Annotated in this window: 18 protein-coding genes; 15 read left to right on the top strand and 3 right to left on the bottom strand. The window is 69.0% G+C overall.

The annotated features are described in order from the left end of the window. Window position 1 precedes the first annotated feature (1 nt). The 7 genes from ACZ6ZD_RS24940 (at window position 2) to ACZ6ZD_RS24910 (ending at window position 8,574) form a co-directional block, all read left to right on the top strand. Window positions 2-895 (top strand): sugar phosphate isomerase/epimerase family protein, encoded by an 894-nt coding sequence (locus ACZ6ZD_RS24940; protein ID WP_465676004.1) that lies wholly within the window; start codon window positions 2-4, stop codon window positions 893-895. An 80-nt stretch (window positions 896-975) separates the two neighbouring features. Beyond that, window positions 976-1,971, top strand: coding sequence for a sugar ABC transporter substrate-binding protein (locus tag ACZ6ZD_RS24935; RefSeq protein ID WP_465676002.1), 996 nt, complete (start codon window positions 976-978; stop codon window positions 1,969-1,971). A 9-nt stretch (window positions 1,972-1,980) separates the two neighbouring features. After that, complete coding sequence (locus tag ACZ6ZD_RS24930; RefSeq protein WP_465676000.1) at window positions 1,981-3,027, top strand: ABC transporter permease; 1,047 nt, start codon at window positions 1,981-1,983, stop codon at window positions 3,025-3,027. Continuing rightward, a complete protein-coding gene (locus ACZ6ZD_RS24925) occupies window positions 3,024-3,887 on the top strand; it encodes an ATP-binding cassette domain-containing protein (RefSeq protein ID WP_465675998.1) in 864 nt (287 codons plus the stop codon). Before ACZ6ZD_RS24930 ends, ACZ6ZD_RS24925 begins: the two co-directional genes overlap by 4 nt. Then, window positions 3,884-4,903, top strand: coding sequence for a Gfo/Idh/MocA family protein (locus ACZ6ZD_RS24920; RefSeq protein ID WP_465675996.1), 1,020 nt, complete (start codon window positions 3,884-3,886; stop codon window positions 4,901-4,903). Before ACZ6ZD_RS24925 ends, ACZ6ZD_RS24920 begins: the two co-directional genes overlap by 4 nt. Window positions 4,904-4,921: 18 nt before the next feature. Continuing rightward, complete coding sequence (locus ACZ6ZD_RS24915; RefSeq protein ID WP_465675994.1) at window positions 4,922-6,424, top strand: CoA-acylating methylmalonate-semialdehyde dehydrogenase; 1,503 nt, start codon at window positions 4,922-4,924, stop codon at window positions 6,422-6,424. A gap of 80 nt (window positions 6,425-6,504) precedes the next feature. Further along, the gene (locus tag ACZ6ZD_RS24910) at window positions 6,505-8,574 is read left to right on the top strand and encodes a family 43 glycosylhydrolase (RefSeq protein ID WP_465675992.1); all 2,070 of its coding nucleotides are present in this window, start codon (window positions 6,505-6,507) and stop codon (window positions 8,572-8,574) included. Here the strand turns inward: ACZ6ZD_RS24910 and ACZ6ZD_RS24905 are convergent. Together ACZ6ZD_RS24905 and ACZ6ZD_RS24900 are read right to left on the bottom strand one after the other, a co-directional pair. After that, window positions 8,555-8,992 (bottom strand): RICIN domain-containing protein, encoded by a 438-nt coding sequence (locus ACZ6ZD_RS24905; protein WP_465675990.1) that lies wholly within the window; start codon window positions 8,990-8,992, stop codon window positions 8,555-8,557. The two genes, ACZ6ZD_RS24910 and ACZ6ZD_RS24905, sit on opposite strands and share 20 nt — an antisense overlap. Before the next feature lie 113 nt (window positions 8,993-9,105). After that, a complete protein-coding gene (locus ACZ6ZD_RS24900) occupies window positions 9,106-10,101 on the bottom strand; it encodes a Gfo/Idh/MocA family protein (RefSeq protein WP_465675988.1) in 996 nt (331 codons plus the stop codon). 200 nt (window positions 10,102-10,301) lie between these two features. Between ACZ6ZD_RS24900 and ACZ6ZD_RS24895 the strand changes: the two genes are divergently transcribed. From ACZ6ZD_RS24895 to ACZ6ZD_RS24860, 8 genes are all read left to right on the top strand, one after another. Next, complete coding sequence (locus ACZ6ZD_RS24895; RefSeq protein ID WP_465675986.1) at window positions 10,302-11,045, top strand: GntR family transcriptional regulator; 744 nt, start codon at window positions 10,302-10,304, stop codon at window positions 11,043-11,045. A 199-nt stretch (window positions 11,046-11,244) separates the two neighbouring features. Beyond that, the gene (locus ACZ6ZD_RS24890) at window positions 11,245-12,522 is read left to right on the top strand and encodes a CpaF family protein (RefSeq protein WP_465675984.1); all 1,278 of its coding nucleotides are present in this window, start codon (window positions 11,245-11,247) and stop codon (window positions 12,520-12,522) included. After that, window positions 12,522-13,382, top strand: coding sequence for a type II secretion system F family protein (locus ACZ6ZD_RS24885; protein WP_465675982.1), 861 nt, complete (start codon window positions 12,522-12,524; stop codon window positions 13,380-13,382). Before ACZ6ZD_RS24890 ends, ACZ6ZD_RS24885 begins: the two co-directional genes overlap by 1 nt. Beyond that, window positions 13,379-14,317, top strand: coding sequence for a type II secretion system F family protein (locus ACZ6ZD_RS24880; protein WP_465675980.1), 939 nt, complete (start codon window positions 13,379-13,381; stop codon window positions 14,315-14,317). Before ACZ6ZD_RS24885 ends, ACZ6ZD_RS24880 begins: the two co-directional genes overlap by 4 nt. 14 nt (window positions 14,318-14,331) lie before the next feature. Beyond that, on the top strand, window positions 14,332-14,526 hold the full coding sequence (locus ACZ6ZD_RS24875; protein ID WP_465675978.1) for a hypothetical protein: 195 nt from the start codon (window positions 14,332-14,334) through the stop codon (window positions 14,524-14,526). 49 nt (window positions 14,527-14,575) lie between these two features. Continuing rightward, on the top strand, window positions 14,576-14,926 hold the full coding sequence (locus tag ACZ6ZD_RS24870) for a TadE family protein (protein WP_465675976.1): 351 nt from the start codon (window positions 14,576-14,578) through the stop codon (window positions 14,924-14,926). Then, complete coding sequence (locus ACZ6ZD_RS24865) at window positions 14,923-15,372, top strand: TadE/TadG family type IV pilus assembly protein (protein ID WP_465675974.1); 450 nt, start codon at window positions 14,923-14,925, stop codon at window positions 15,370-15,372. The genes ACZ6ZD_RS24870 and ACZ6ZD_RS24865 overlap by 4 nt, the downstream gene beginning before the upstream one ends. Continuing rightward, a complete protein-coding gene (locus tag ACZ6ZD_RS24860; protein WP_465675973.1) occupies window positions 15,369-15,800 on the top strand; it encodes a pilus assembly protein TadG-related protein in 432 nt (143 codons plus the stop codon). Before ACZ6ZD_RS24865 ends, ACZ6ZD_RS24860 begins: the two co-directional genes overlap by 4 nt. Here the strand turns inward: ACZ6ZD_RS24860 and ACZ6ZD_RS24855 are convergent. Further along, on the bottom strand, window positions 15,777-16,361 hold the full coding sequence (locus ACZ6ZD_RS24855; protein WP_465675970.1) for a dihydrofolate reductase family protein: 585 nt from the start codon (window positions 16,359-16,361) through the stop codon (window positions 15,777-15,779). The genes ACZ6ZD_RS24860 and ACZ6ZD_RS24855 overlap by 24 nt on opposite strands. Between the last annotated feature and the right edge of the window lie 14 nt (window positions 16,362-16,375).

The following is a 16,375-nucleotide window of genomic DNA, read 5'->3' as shown; positions in this document are numbered from 1 at the left end:
CATGGGCGCGATCAACGTCGGTACGGCGCCGGACTCGTGGGGAGTCTGGTTCGCCGACGACCCGAAGCAGACGCCGTGGGCGCGGTTCCTCGACGAGGTCGTCGCGGCCGGTTACCGGCGGATCGAGCTGGGCCCCTACGGCTACCTGCCGACCGATCCGCAGCAGCTCAAGGCCGAGCTCGACCAGCGTGGCCTGACGATGACCGCCGGGACGACGTTCGAGCAGTTGCATCGGCCTGACGGCTGGGAGTCGACGTGGCAGGGTGTCGCGCCGACCGCCGAACTGGCGGCGGCGATGGGCGCGAAGCATCTGGTCGTGATGCCCTCCATGTGGCGGGACGCCGACGGCAGCATCGTCGAGGAGCGCCTGGACCACGCCGCGCAGGCCGCGCACGGCAAGCAGGTGACGGAGCTCGGTCGTCGCGTCGCGGCGGAGTTCGGCGTCCGCCTGCAGTATCACCCACATGCCGATGGCCACGTCGACAACCAGCAGACCGTCGAGCGCTTCCTCGAGGAGACCGACCCCGAGCATGTGGGCCTGTGTCTCGACACCGGTCACATCAGCTACTGCGGCGGTGACAATCTCGACCTGATCCGCAAGTACCCGGAGCGGATCGGCTACCTGCACCTCAAGCAGGTGAATCCCGAGGTGCTGGCCGCGATCGAGGGCCAGGAGCTGAGTTTCGACCAGGCGATCGAGCGCGGCGTGATGGCCGAGCCGCCGGCCGGCGTCCCGGAGTTCCCGCCGTTGCTCGACGAGCTGGCGAAGCTCGGCGCCGACCTGTTCGCGATCGTCGAGCAGGACATGTATCCCTGCCCGCCGGAGGTGCCGTTGCCGATCGCGGCGCGGACCGCGGCCTATCTGAGATCCCACGGGGGTGGCGTATCGCTGTGACGGCCAGCAGTGTGAGACTCGCTGGTCCCAACCCAAACCCGCGGAACGGCCGCGGATCACTCGAAAGGCTGGTTGGAGTCATGGTTCGGTGGCACAAGAAGGCGGTGGCCGCGGGCGCGGTGCTCACGCTCGCCGCGGCGCTGGCCGCATGTAGTTCCTCCGGGGGCAAGCAGGAGGAGCAGGGTTCGGGCGGCAGCGGCAGCGGGGTCGCCGACACACCGCGGATGAAGGTCGCGCTGATCACCCACTCGGGTCCGGGTGACACCTTCTGGGACATCGTCCGGCGCGGCGCCGAGGTGGCCGCGAAGAAGGACAACGTCGAGCTGCAGTACTCCTCCGACCCCGACGGCGCCGCCCAGGCGAACCTGGTGCAGACGGCGATCGACGCGAAGGTCGACGGGATCGCCGTCACGCTGAGCAAGCCGGACGCCGTCATCCCGAACGTCAAGAAGGCCGTCGAGGCGGGAATCCCGGTGACGATCCTGAACGGCGGCCTGGACACCTGGAAGACCACCGGCGCGGTCGGCTACTTCGGCCAGGACGAGCGGATCGCCGGCCAGGCGACCGGTGACAAGCTCAAGCAGCTCGGCGCCAAGAAGGTCATCTGCGTCATCCACGAGCAGGGCAACGTCAGTCTCGAGGCCCGCTGCCAGGGCATCAAGGACCGGCTCGGCGCCGTCGAGAACGTCAACGTCAACGGCACCGACCAGCCCGCCACGCAGGCGACGCTGACCTCGAAGCTGCAGCAGGACAAGGCCGCGGACTACGTCGTCGCGCTGAACGCCGGGATCGCGCTGACCGCGGTCACCGCCGCCAAGGACGCCGGTTCGGCGGCCAAGATCGGCAGCTTCGACATGAGCAAGGAGATGGCCAAGGCGGTCAAGGACGGCACCGTCCAGTTCGCCGTCGACCAGCAGCCGTACCTGCAGGGCTACCTGGCGATCGACGCGCTCTGGCTCTACAAGACCAACGGCGACACCATCGGCGGCGGCGAGGCCACCCTGACCGGACCGGCCTTCATCGACAAGTCGAATATCGACGCCGTCGAGAAGTACGCCGCCGCCGGGACGCGCTGAGGTAGCGGCATGGCATCGACCATCACTTCACCCGCCACGGCGGACGACCGCGTCGCCGCGCGCTCCGTCGGGGCCCGGTTGCTGAGCCGGCCGGAGATCGGATCGCTGGTCGGCGCGGCGGTCATCCTGGTGTTCTTCCTGATCGCCGCACCGCCGTTCCGCGATATCAACAACACCGGCACGATCCTGTACGGCGCCGCGCTGATCGGAGTGATGGCGGTGCCGGTCGCGCTGCTGATGATCGGCGGTGAGTTCGACCTGTCGGCCGGTGTCGCGGTGACGACGTCCGGGCTGACCGCCGGGATCTTCGCCTACCAGCTCAGCCTGAACGTGTGGGCCGGCATCCTGCTGGCGCTGGTCGTCTCGGTCGCCGTCGGCGCGTTCAACGGCTGGCTGCTGATGCGAACCGGGCTGCCCAGCTTCCTGGTGACGCTGGGCACCTTCTTCATCCTGCAAGGTGTGAACCTCGCGGTCACCCGGCTCACCTCGGGCGCCGTCGCGTCGAACTCGATCAGCGACATGGACGGCTTCAACGCCGCGAAGGCGATCTTCGCCTCCGAGTTCAAACTCGGCGGGATCACGATCAAGATCATCATCGTCTGGTGGATCGTGTTCGTGGCGATCGCCGCCTGGGTGCTGCTGAAGACCCAGATCGGTAACTGGATCTTCGCCGTCGGCGGGGACGCCGCGGCCGCGCGGGCGGTCGGCGTCCCGGTGAAGAAGGTGAAGATCGGGCTGTTCATGACGGTCGGCTTCTTCGCCTGGTTCACCGGGATGCAGCTGCTGTTCGTGCAGAACGGCGTCGTCCAGTCCGGTGAGGGCGTCGGCAAGGAGTTCCTCTACATCATCGCCGCGGTGGTCGGCGGCTGTCTGCTGACCGGCGGCTACGGCTCGGTGGTCGGCGGCGCGGTCGGCGCGCTGATCTTCGGCATGGTGCAGCTCGGCGTCGTCTACGCCGGCTGGAACGCGGACTGGTTCAAGGCGTTCCTCGGCGTGATGCTGCTGCTGGCCACGATCGTCAACCTGGTCGTTCGGAGCAAGGCGGAGGCACGATGAGCACCACGCAGAGCTTCGCGGACGAGGCGACGACCAGCCCGAACACGCCGATCGTCCTGCTCGAGGACGTCGGTAAGAGCTACGGGAATGTGCATGCGCTGCGTGGTGTGTCGCTGTCGGTGCGGCAGGGCGAGATCACCTGTGTGCTCGGGGACAACGGCGCCGGTAAGTCGACGCTGATCAAGATCGTCGCCGGGCTGCACGACTACACCTCGGGCCGGATGTCGGTGAACGGCGAGGAGCGGCACTTCTCCTCACCGCGCGAGTCGCTGGACAGCGGGATCGCGACCGTCTACCAGGATCTCGCGCTGGCGCCGCTGATGTCGGTCTGGCGGAACTTCTTCCTCGGTAACGAGCTCACCAAGGGCCCGTTCAAACAGCTCGACGTCGCGGCGATGAAGCGGATCGCCCAGGAGGAGCTGACCAAGATGGGGATCTCGATCCCCAACCTGGAGCAGCCGGTCGGGAAGCTGTCCGGCGGTCAGAAGCAGTGCGTCGCGATCGCCCGCGCGATCCACTTCGGCGCCAAGGTGCTGATCCTCGACGAGCCGACCGCGGCGCTCGGCGTGAACCAGTCCGGCGTCGTGCTGAAGTACATCGTGAAGGCCCGGGACGCCGGGATCGGCGTCATCTTCATCACCCACAACCCGCACCACGCGTACCTGGTCGGCAACCACTTCGTCGTGCTGAAACTCGGCCGCGTCGCGCTGGACACGCACCGCGCCGACATCACGCTGGAGCAGCTGACCACCGAGATGGCCGGCGGGTCCGAGCTCGAGGCGCTCAGCCACGAGTTGCGCGATCTCGCGCCGGCGGATCCGGTCGAGAAGAACCCCGCAGGGGAGAAGGAGCAGGAATGAGCGATCTGCGGATCGGCATCGTCGGGGTCGGCGCCATGGGCGCGGATCACGCCGAGCGGATCGTCCGGCGGATCTCCGGCGCGCGCCTGGTCGCGGTGTCGGACCCGGACACCGCGCGCGCCGAGGAGCTCGCGGGCCGATTGTCCAGCGGCGGCGCGGTCCGGGTGATCGCCGACCCGCTCGAGCTGATCGGCGCCCGGGAGGTGGATGCCGTGATCCTGGCGTCGCCCGGGTTCGCCCATGCGGAGCAGCTGTTCGCCTGCCTGGAGCACGGCAAACCGGTGCTCTGCGAGAAGCCGCTGACGATGGACGCCGCGTCCTCGCTGCAGGTCGTCGAGGCCGAGCACAAACTCGGCCGGACGCTGATCCAGGTCGGCTTCATGCGCCGCTTCGACCCGGAGTACGCCGCGCTCAAGCAGCTGCTCGACTCCGGGGAGCTCGGCCGGCCGCTGCTGCTGCACAACGTGCACCGCAACAAGGCGAACGGGCCCGGCTTCCGCAGCGAGATGATCGTCCGGGATTCGATGGTCCACGAGGTCGACGTGGCCCGGTGGCTGTTCGGCTCCGAGATCAGCCGGATCACCGTGCACGCCCCGAAGCCGACCGGCGCGGTACCGGACGGCGTCCTCGATCCGCAGTTCGCGGTCTTCGAGATGGCCAACGGCGCGATGGCCGACGTCGAGGTCTTCGTGAACTTCCAGGTCGGCTACGAGGTCCGGTGCGAGGCCGTCGCCGAGCGCGGCAGCGCGACGATCGGGCTCGGCTCGGGTGTCGTCACCCGGGCGGCCGGTCACTGGGGCGGCGTCGTCCCCGACGACTTCCGGGTCCGTTTCGACCTGGCCTACGACATCGAGGTCCAGCGCTGGATCGACGCCGCCGGCCGTGGTGAGATCGATGGGCCGAGCGCGTGGGACGGCTACGCGGCGGCCGCGGTCTGTGAGGCGGGGGTCGCCTCGCTGAGCACCGGGCAGCCCGTCGCCGTCGATCTTGCCGACCGCCGCACCGTGCTCGGCTGAAGCTGAAAGGGAAACACTGTGAGTACTGACATCAAGCGCATCACCCACCTGGTCGGCGGCAGCTCGTGGGCGGGCGTCGCCGAGCGTACGAGCGACGTCTACAACCCGGCCACCGGCGCCGTCACCGGGCAGCTCGACCTGGCCTCCGCGGCCACCGTCGACGAGGTCGTGAAGGTCGCCCACGAGGCCTCGAAGGCCTGGGCGGCGACGTCGCTGACCAAGCGCGCGCAGGTGCTGTTCGCCTACCGCCAGCTCGTCAACGAGCGGAAGGAGGAGATCGCGGCCCTGATCACCGCCGAGCACGGCAAGGTCCTGTCGGATGCCGTCGGCGAGGTCACCCGCGGTCTCGAGGTGATCGAGTTCGCCTGCGGGATCCCGCATCTGCTCAAGGGCGGTTTCAGCGAGGGCGTCTCGACCAAGGTCGACGTGTACTCGATCCGGCAGCCGCTCGGCGTCAGCGCGGTCATCTCGCCGTTCAACTTCCCGGCGATGGTGCCGATGTGGTTCGTACCGATCGCGGTCGCCTGCGGTAACGCCGTGGTGATCAAGCCGTCCGAGAAGGACCCGTCGGCGGCGAACGCGATGGCCGAGCTGTGGAAGGAGGCCGGCCTGCCGGACGGCGTCGTCAACGTCGTACACGGCGACAAGGAGACCGTCGACCGGCTGCTCGAGCACCCCGACATCAAGTCGGTCTCGTTCGTCGGTTCGACGCCGATCGCGAAGTACGTCTACGAGAACGGCACCCGGAACGGCAAACGCGTCCAGGCGCTCGGCGGCGCGAAGAACCACATGATCGTGCTGCCGGACGCCGATCTCGACCTGGCCGCCGACGCCGCGGTGAACGCGGGTTTCGGCTCGGCGGGTGAGCGCTGTATGGCGATCTCGGCGCTGGTCGCGATCGAGCCGATCGCCGACGAGCTGATCGCGAAGATCTCCGAGCGGATGGCGAAGCTGAAGACCGGCGACGGCACGCGCTCCTGCGACATGGGCCCGCTCGTCACCGGCGCGCACCGGGACAAGGTCTCCGGATACGTCGCCGCCGGTGTCGACGAGGGCGCGGAGCTGGTGGTCGACGGCCGCGCGGGCGACTTCGACGGCGGCGCGGACGGGTTCTGGCTCGGCCCCACGCTGTTCGACAAGGTCACCCCGGAGATGTCGATCTACACCGACGAGATCTTCGGTCCGGTGCTCTCGGTGCTCCGGCTGCCGTCGTACGACGCGGCGCTCGACCTGGTGAACTCGAACCCGTACGGCAACGGCACGGCGATCTTCACCAACGACGGCGGCGCGGCCCGCCGCTTCCAGAACGAGGTCGAGGTCGGGATGGTCGGGATCAACGTCCCGATCCCGGTCCCGATGGCGTACTACTCGTTCGGCGGCTGGAAGAACTCGCTGTTCGGCGACACCCACGCGCACGGTATGGACGGCGTGCACTTCTTCACCCGGACGAAGGTCGTCACCTCGCGCTGGCTCGACCCGAGCCACGGCGGGATCAACCTGGGCTTCCCGACGCACGACTGAACCACCGGCGGGCGACGTCCCTGGCCGATGCCGGTCAGGGACGTTGACCCCTGGTACGCCGTACCGCCACCGTCGGTCGGGTGAACGGACGAATCGCAGCCCTCGTCGCCCTGCTCGGCGTATTGATGCCGACGACTGCCGTTGCCGCAAGGCCGGACCAGCCACTCACGATCATCAATGGTGATGCGGCCGGCCCGACCGTGCGATTCGTCCCGGGCGGTGACGCGGTGGACGCGCACGATGGCGAGATCCGGCGGTTCGGCTCCCGGTACTACCTGTACGGGACGAGCTACGGCTGCGGCTACGAGTGGAACCGTGCCGGTACGCCGTTCTGCGGGTTCAAGGCCTACAGCTCGACCGACCTGCGCAGCTGGGTCGACGAGGGCTTCCTGTTCGACGGTACGACGTCCGCGTGGCAGCAACGGTGCAACGGCTCGACGTACGGGTGCTACCGCCCGCATGTGATGTACAACGAGGCCACGCGCAAGTACGTGCTGTGGATCAACTCGTACGACGTCGGTGTCGGCTATCACGTGTTCACGTCGAACCGCCCGACCGGTCCGTTCACCGAGCAGCCGCTGCCGACGCTCGCCGTCAACAACGACATCCCGCCCGGGGTGAACAACGGCGACCACGACCTGTTCCGCGACTCCGACGGTACGGCGTACCTCGCGTACACGGACTGGCGCGCCGGTGGCGACATCATCGTGGAGAAGCTGGACGCGTCGTACCGGACCGGTACCGGGCAGCACGTCCGGCTCGGCGTCCGGTCTACGGAAGCGCCGTCCATGTTCAAACGCAACGGCAGCTACTACCTGACCCTGTCGGACCCGAACTGCGGCTACTGCACGACCGGGACGTCGTACTTCCGCGCAACCAGCCCGTTGGGGCCATGGGTCGGTAGCACGGCCGATGCGGCTTGGCAGATCGAGAACCAGGCGCTACACGCGAACGGCGGCGGTGTCGGCCTCAGCAAGGCTGGTGCGGCGTGGGCTGACTACGACCTGACGTTCAAGACCACACCGCTGCAGACCGGCGGCGGCGGTAGCTATGCCCAAGCCGGCTGGACTTTTCGGGCGACTGATGGTGGGACTGGCTACCAATGGCTCTTGGGTAACTACGCCCATCCCGGAGCCGAGGGTGGCAACCTGACGAAGATCGTCTACCGCGGCGGCGCTGTGCAGCGGCTTGAGGTTGTGAAGACGCCAATGGCGATCGTCGGCGGCCTGCCGTACGCCGTCCGGACGGAGGTGGTCGGCTCGACGATCCGGACCTGGGTGAACGACGTGCTCGTCGACACGACGACAGACGCGACGTACGCGACCGGACGGATCGGCTTCCGCCAGAGCGGCGGTAACGACGGTGAGAGCGCACTGTTCGACGACGTCCGCGTCACCGCGGCAGACGGCACCGTTCTGTTCGCCGACGACTTCAGCGGCGACCTGTCGGCCTGGAACGCACCGCCGGTCGCAGTCCGCGGCGTCAAGATCAGCACGAACTCCTGCGGCGGCCAACCTGCCGACGTCGCTGAACTCCCCGGCGGCACCTACCTCTACCAAAGCGACCTCTGGAACAACGGCGCCCCCAACGAAGCCCTAGCCAAGCACCACTGGGAACCCCTGCGCTTCACAGCGGACGGCGCCATCCAACCCCTCGAATGCGGCACCCGCTACGACCTCACCACCGCCAAGCGCCCCACCACGTCATCCGGCGACGAAGGTTTCCACACCTACTGCGACATCACCCGGTCCATCGCCCGCGCCCAAACCTTCACCCCAGGCGCCGGCCACCTGAAGTCCGTCACCTACACAACCTTCCAGTCCGGCCACCCCAACGGCCCCCTCACCCTCACCGTCACCCGCCTCAACCCTGACGGCACCCCAGGCGCAGCAGTCGCCACCCGAACCGTGCCTGCTGCTGAGGTGAGCTGGTCACCCCAGCAGCAGACAGTCCAGCTCAACGCCCCAGCAGCCCCCCGCGAGCAGTTCGCCATCGTCATCAAGACCACCGCAACCACCGGCTGCTACGGCCTCGCCCACAACGACGCCAACCCCCTACCCACCGGCGCCGCCCTCTACAGCGCCAACAACGGAACCACCTGGCGAACCGAACCCTCAAGAGACCTGAGGATCAGTACCACTTCTGGGTGAGGCTCGTGTTGTGCGGCCTGATGTGGACGCCAGGGCTGGGGTCGCTCGCAAGGTTCTTCTGGGTGAGGCCGTGCGCGATGTATCCGCCGTTGACGTAGACCCACCGCTGGTAGCCGTCATCGTTGCAGGCGATGGCGTAGACCGTCGTGCCGTTGCTGTCGAGGCAGTGCCCGGTCGAGCGATTCCACAACTTTCCCGAGAAGTCGGGACTCGACCACTCCCACTTCTGGTCGTTGTCGTTCGCGTTGCAGACCCGCATCGCGACTGCGGCACCGGGCAGTTCCTGAAGGCAGAGTCCGCTCGCCGAGTTCCTGATCTGGGCGTAGTAGGTGGTGCCGGCCTGGGCCGACGGGACAGTGGCTGCCAGGAGCGTCACCCCCGCGGTGAGCGCGAGGGCGGACCGGACGTACTTACGCATATTTTCCCCTCCAAGTTGCTTATTTCTTCGATATATCGAAGAAAGCTCCTGGAAGCCTAGTCGGGCGGGGATTCGGCTGCTGCCCGAATCCCCCGCCGGGACCTCCTTGGGGGCTACTGCGAGGGGCGAGGTGAGAGGCCTGCTGCTATGTATGCCGCGTCGATCAGCTCCATCGTGGCGACGGCGTCGTCCGCGTCGGTTGGTAGTGGGGCGCCGTTGCGCAGGTGGGCTGCGAAGGCCTCCAGCTGGTATGCGTACGACGACTTGCGGCCGAGGTGCTCGACCCAATGGTCTTCCTTGGTTGTAACGATCACTCGGTCGTCCTGGTGCGGCAGTACGAAGCTGGGCGCGAATGCCTCGCCGCGGGTGCCGACCAGCTTGCAGCTGAATTCGAGTGTTTCCGCGCCCATGCTCGTCCGCACCGCACCCGTGGCGCCGTTGGGGAACTCCAGGTCGGCGTTCAGCCATTCGTCCACGCCGGGCAGCCGCTTGCGCTCACCGGCCCGTGCACTGACCAGACGCGGCGCACCGCCCGCCCAGGGCGCGATTGTGCGCTGCGCGTGCAGTGCGTAGCAGCCGACGTCCATCAGCGCGCCTCCCGCGAGCGGCAGCGACCAGCGCGGGTCGTCGTCGGCGGGCGGCGGCATCACCATCGTGGTCTCGACGTGCTGCAGCTCACCCAGCTCGCCCTTGGCCAGCAGCTCGTGCAGCCGCCGGGTGACCGGGTGGAACAGATAGTGGAAGCCCTCCATCACGGCCAGTCCGCGCTCCGCGGCAGCGTCGCGCACCGCCACTGCCTCGGTCGCGTTGCTGGCCGAGGGTTTCTCGGTGAGCACGTGCTTGCCCGCGGCAAGCGCCTTCAGGTTCCACGGGCCGTGCAGCGCGTTGGCCAGCGGGTTGTAGACGGCCTCGACCTCGGGGTCGGCCAGCACGTCGTCGTACGTCGCGTGGACGCGCTCGACTCCGTGCTCGGCCGCGAAGGCCGCGGCCCGATCCCGGTCGCGGGCGGCGACGGCGACCAGCCGGGCCCCGGTCAGCCGGGCCGGCTCGGCGATCGCGCGCCCGGCGATCCGGGCAGCGCCGAGGATCCCGATCCGCAGCGGTTCCATACGTGTCCTCATCTCAGCCGTACTGCCAGCACAGCCCCCCGAGCGGGCCGGCGGATGAATTGGAAGCCGTCATCCTGCCGCACGCGCGCTCCGGCAGATACGGCCGGACCGCCATCCGGACCTCCTGATCGGCCGGGGGCGATCTGATCAAATCACCGTGGTGGGTCGACTGATCACGGTGCAGGCCTCAGGATGTCCGCATGAACACCGTGCAGGTCCAGGTTGACCGGAGTAGCCGTACGCCGTTGCACGTCCAGCTGGCACAGCAGCTCGAGGCGGCAATCCAGGGCGGCGAGCTACCGGTCGGCTCTCGCCTCAGCAACGAGGTGGACCTCGCGGAGGCGTACGGGCTCAGCCGGCCCACAGTGCGGCAGGCGATCGCCAGACTGGTCGACCAGGGCCTTCTGGTCCGCAAACGCGGCGTCGGCACCCAGGTGGTCGGCAGCTCCGGCCAGGTACGCCGTTCGCTCGAGCTGACCAGCCTGTACGACGACCTGTCCGCAGCACACCGCAAACCGGAGACCGAGGTACTGCGGTTCGGCATCGCACCAGCCACCGCAGATGTGGCTTCAGCGCTGCTCTGTGAGGTGGGGGACCGCGTACTGCGTCTGGAGCGGCTACGCCGGGCGGACGGTGAGCCCCTGGCCCTGATGCGTAACTGGCTGCCGCCGGACCTGCTGGAGACAGACCCGACCACGCTGGCCGAGCGAGGTCTCTACCAGCTGCTCCGCGCTGAGGGCGTCCGGCTCAAGGTCGCGCACCAGACCATCTCCGCCGTCCCGGCGTCCCCGGAGCAGGCCCGGCTGCTCGCCGAGGATCCCGGCCACCCGCTGCTCGCCACCACCCGGATCACGTACGACGACCACGGCCAGCCGGTCGAGTTCGGGTCGCATCTCTACCGCGCCAGCCGCTACTCCTTCGAGCACACGCTCGTCCATCGCTGAGCGCTCAACCGCTCCTGCAGCAAGGTGCAACTTTCTGGACCGGGCCGTCCCGGCGTGGATACGCTCGGTGAGCCTTTCGCATGTCACGGTTATCCACAGGCAGCCGTGAGCCGGTGGCGCGAGGTGCCCCGGGGTTGAAAGGATGGTCGCGCATGGTGACCGCATGTGGTCGCCGGACGGGACACACACGGGGAGACCGATGACAGCCGACAGACTTGCCCCGCGCCGGGCGGGCTGGGACGGCGCCGTCGAGCTCATCGACGCCCAGGTGCGCGACGTCGTCCGCCGGGAGGGGATCGACCCGCTCCGCGATCCGGCGGCCGTCAATGCGATCGTCGCGACCGTCGTCCGGGAGTACGACGAGCGCAGTCTGACCGGCGTGGTACCGCCGATCGGCGATCTGGAGGCGGTCAGCCGCGAGGTGCACGACCGGGTCGCCGGGTTCGGCCCGCTGCAGCGCTACCTGGACGACCCGAAGGTCGAGGAGATCTGGATCAACGAGCCGAGCCGGGTCTTCATCGCCCGTGACGGCCGGCACGAGCTGACCACGACGGTGCTGACCGAGGAGGAGGTCAGCGACCTGGTCGAGCGGATGCTGAAGACCACCGGACGCCGGATCGACGTCTCGCAGCCGTTCACCGACGCCCGGCTGCCCGACGGCAGCCGCGTGCACATCGTCCTCGGCGGCATCACCCAGCGCTACGCGGCGATCAACATCCGCAAATTCACCGTCCGCGCCACCCGGCTGACCGACCTGGTCCAGCTCGGCTCCCTGACTCCGCACGCGGCCGCCGTCCTGGACGCCGCGGTAGCCGTCGGGCTGAACATCCTGGTCTCCGGCGGCACGCAGGCCGGTAAGACCACCATGCTGAACGCGCTGGCCGGCTCGATCCCGGGCAGCGAGCGGGTGATCAGCTGTGAGGAAGTCTTCGAGATCAAGCTCCCGATCCCGGACTGGGTCTCCATGCAGACCCGGCAGGCCGGGCTCGAGGGCACCGGCGAGGTCCGCCTGCGGGATCTGGTCAAGGAGTCGCTGCGGATGCGGCCGTCCCGGGTGATCGTCGGCGAGGTTCGCGGTGAGGAGTGTCTCGACCTGCTCCTCGCGCTGAATTCGGGCCTGCCCGGTATGTGCACGATCCACGCCAACTCGGCGCGCGAGGCGCTGACCAAGATGTGCACGCTGCCGCTGCTCGCGGGCGAGAACATCGGTTCCCGATTCGTGCTGCCGACGGTGGCCGGCTGTGTGGACCTCGTCGTCCACCTCGGGGTCGGGGCCGACGGACGCCGTCGCGTGCGCGAGATCCTGGCGGTCAGCGGCCGGATCGAGGAGCAGGCGATCGAGACCGAGACCCTGTTCGGCACGGTCGACGGCCGGTTGCGCCGGGCCGAGGGGCAGCTGCCGCATCCCGAGCGGTTCCAGCAGGCCGGGTACAACCTGGCCGGTCTGCTGACCGAGCTGCCCGGAGGTGTCGGCTGATGGGGTTGCTGCTCGGGTTGTTCTTCGGGATCGGTTTGCTGCTGATCATCGCGACGTTCGTGGCGCCGGCGGAGAGTCGGCCACCGCAGGACGGCCGGCTGATCAGCCGCAGCCGGGAGCTGCTCGCGAGCGCCGGCGTGGAGGGCGTGACACCAGGGGCCTTCATCGGCGCCTGCCTGATCACCGGTCTGCTCGGGTTCGTGCTGATGTTCGCGGTCTCGGGCGCGCTGCCGATCGGCGCCGTCTTCGGGCTGATGGCCGGCGCCGCGCCGATCGCTCTGGTGAAGAGCCGGGCCCGGCGGCGGCTGGCCGAGTTCCGCGAGCTCTGGCCGGATGTGGTCGACAACATCGCGTCCGCCGTCCGGGCCGGGTTGTCGCTGTCCGAGGCGCTGGCGCAGGTCGGTGAGCGCGGGCCGTTGCCGCTGCGCGAGCCGTTCCGTCGGTTCGGGGCGGACTACGCCTCGACCGGCCGCTTCGCCGAGTCGCTGGACCGGTTGAAGGAGCGGCTGGCCGATCCGGTCGGTGACCGGGTGATCGAGGCGTTGCGGATCGCGCGTGAGGTCGGCGGCGGTGATCTCGGCCGGTTGCTGCGCTCCCTGTCGACGTTCCTGCGCGACGACGCGCGGACGAGATCCGAGCTGGAGTCTCGACAGTCCTGGTCGGTGAACGGCGCCCGCGTCGCGGTCGCCGCGCCCTGGCTGGTGCTGGCGCTGCTGTCCTTCCAGGGCGATGTCATCGAGCGGTACAACTCGCCGGTCGGCGCGATCATCATCGGCGCGGGCGCGGTCATCTGCGTGTTCGCGTACCGGTTGATGCTGCGGATCGGCCGGTTGCCCGAGCCCGAGCGGGTGCTGCGATGAGCCCGATCCTGCTCGGCGGCGTCCTCGGCGCGCTGTTCGGCCTCGGCCTGGTGGTCGTCGTCCGCCGGTTGCCGTTCCTGCGCAAACCCACGGCTGACGACCGGATCTCGCCGTACCTGCGCGATCTCGGCGGCTCCGAGGTGTTCCTCGGCGTCGCGGATTCGGGCTCGCCGTTCTACGCGATCCTGCGGTTGTTCGGGCCGTCGCTGCGCTCGGGCGCCCAGCGGCTGGAGCGGTTGCTCGGCGGCGCGTCGTCGATCCGGCGGCGGCTCGCGCGGGCCGGCCTGGAGCGCACGGTCGAGGAGTTCCGGATCGAGCAGCTGCTGTGGGGGACGGCGTTGTTCGGCGCGGGTCTGATCGTCTCGCTGATCGCCGTCTCACTCGGCGTCGGCAACCCGATCGGCATGCTGGTCTTCTGTGCGTTGCTCGGCGTCCTCGGAGTCCTTGCCCGGGACACCTACCTGAGCACCCAGGTGCGGAACCGGGAGCGGCGGCTGCTCGCCGAGCTGCCGACCGTGGCCGAGCTGCTCGCGCTGTCGGTCGCGGCCGGAGAAGGCCCGGCCGCCGCGCTCGACCGGGTCGCGCGGTCCTGCCGAGGTGACCTGGCCGACGAGCTGAAACGGGTCCTGGCCGAGACCCGCGCGGGCGAAACGCTCGTCCGCGCGCTGGATGCGCTCGCGGATCGCACCGGCCTGCTGGCCCTGTCCCGCTTCGCTGATGGTTTGGCCGTGGCGCTCGAGCGGGGGACGCCGCTCGCCGACGTACTGCGGGCGCAGGCCGGCGATATTCGTGAGGCCGGTCGGCGCGAGCTGATCGAGTCGGGCGCCCGGCGCGAGGTCGCCATGATGGTCCCGGTGATCTTCCTGGTGCTGCCGGTCACCATCGCCTTCGCCTTCTACCCGGGCGCTGTCGGAATCCGGCTGATCGCCGGATGAATCGAGGAGAAACCATGTCCCTGTTGATGACGAGAATGCTCGTGGCGCTGACGACGTCGCGACCCGCGCGCAAGGAGCGCGGTGACGTACCCGGCTGGGTGCTGATCACGGTGATGACGGCCGGTCTGGTGATCGGGATCTGGACACTCGCCGGCGAGCAACTCGAGGCGATGCTGCGTAAGGCGCTGGACTCCGTCGGCAACAAGTAGACCGGTGCGCCTGACCAGCCGAGTTCGCGACGACCGTGGTTCCGCGGTCGTGGACTTCGTGCTGGTCTCGATGCTCGTGGTGCCGTTGTTCCTCGGCATCCTGCAGGTCGGCCTCTATCTCTACGTGCGGAACACGGTAACCGCGGCCGCGTCGGAGGGCGCCCACTACGCCGCCGTCCTGAACCGCGACCCCGGCGACGGCCAAGCGCGGACGCGCGAGCTGATCAGCGGTGTCGTGAACGACCGCCTGGTGGACGCCGTCGAAGCGAGTGCCACCGACATCGACGGCCAGCCTGGCGTCGAGGTGACCGTCCGGGCCCATATGCCCGCCCTCGGTCTCTGGGGCCCGGCCGTCGAGTTCAGCGTCTCCGGCCATGCCATCAAGGAGACCGGCGAATGACCCGCCGACGCGAGGAGCGGGGGAGTGCGGTGGTGGAGTTCTCCTGGTTGGCGTTGCTGTTGATGGTGCCGTTGATCTATGTGCTGCTGGGGGTTTTCGATGTGCAGCGGGCGTCGTACGGCGCGACGGCGGCGACTCGGGCGGCCGGGCGGGCGTTCATCATCGTGCCGGACGGGTTGACCGAGCAGGAGGCGCGAGCGCGCGCGTTCGAGGCGGCGAAGCTGGCGATGAAGGACCAGGGGATGGAGCTGTCGCCGGGTGAGCTGTCGATCAGTTGCAACCCGGCCTGTCTGCAGCCTGGCTCGACGGTGACGGTCACCCTCGAGACGAGGGTGCGGCTGCCGCTGATCCCCGACGCGCTCGGCGGCGAGCCCCCGGCGATCCGGATCAGCTCCGAACACACCGAGCCGTACGGCGACTACCGCGAAGCCAAGGGCGACGGATGAGCCGCCCGCGCCGTGACGAGCAAGGCCAGATGACCGTGCTGATCATCGGCTTCACCTTCGTCATCCTGCTGCTGATCGTCGTCGTCACCGACATCTCCAAGGTCTTCCTGGTCCGCCGCGACCTCGACGCCACCGCGGACGGCGCCGTCCTCGCCGCGGCCAACGGCCTGGCCGCGATCTACGCCCAGCCGGCCGCCGGCGGCAACGCCGAGCTCGATCCCGAGCAGGCCCGCCGGCTGACCGCGGAGTACCTCGACCAAGTTGCCGCCAGCAACCGTTTCGACGGCCTCGACTGGTCCGCCGACGTCACCGGAACAACGGTGACCGTCCAGCTCACCTCAACCGTGCAGCTCCCCTTCCAACCGCCCGGCTTCCCCGGCTCCTCCGACATCGCCACCGAAGCCTCAGCCGTCGTACCGATCCGCTGACACCGCCGGCCGGTAGTGCGAGACCACGATCTGGCCGTCCACCACCGCGGTGTCGATCAGCCGAAGGTGCCCGCGCGCGGCCGGGTGCGCGAACAGCGGCCGCCCGCCGCCTAGCACGACCGGGTGGACGGCGATGTGGAACTCGTCGATCAACCCCAGCTCGGCCAGTGCCCCGGCGAGCGCGGAGCCGCCGGTCAGCAGCAAATCCCCACCCGGCTCGGCCTTCAGCGCACCGACCTCCGTCGCCAGATCGCCGCGGATCACCCGCGACGCCCACTCGTCACCCGCATAGTCGCGCGAGAACACCACCTTCGGCGTCGCCCGCCAAAACGGCGCGAACGCTGCGACGTGCGGGTCGTCGGTGTGGGCTTCGGCGTCCGGCCAGAAGGCGACCATCATCTGCCAGACCGGACGACCGAACAGCAGCGTGTCCACAGCCTTGCCCAGGCCCTCGGAGTACGCCGAGAGCCCCGGCCCCATCGCCGGCCAATCGAACTCCCCGTTCGGCCCGTCGATGAACCCGTCGACCGAGGTGTGGACCCAGTGGATGAGCTTGCGCATGATCTTCTCCTTTT

Source organism: Kribbella sp. NPDC104218 (assembly GCF_055584105.1).
Note: the sequence above shows the minus strand (reverse complement) of the source record. Positions and strands in the feature narration are given on the sequence as shown.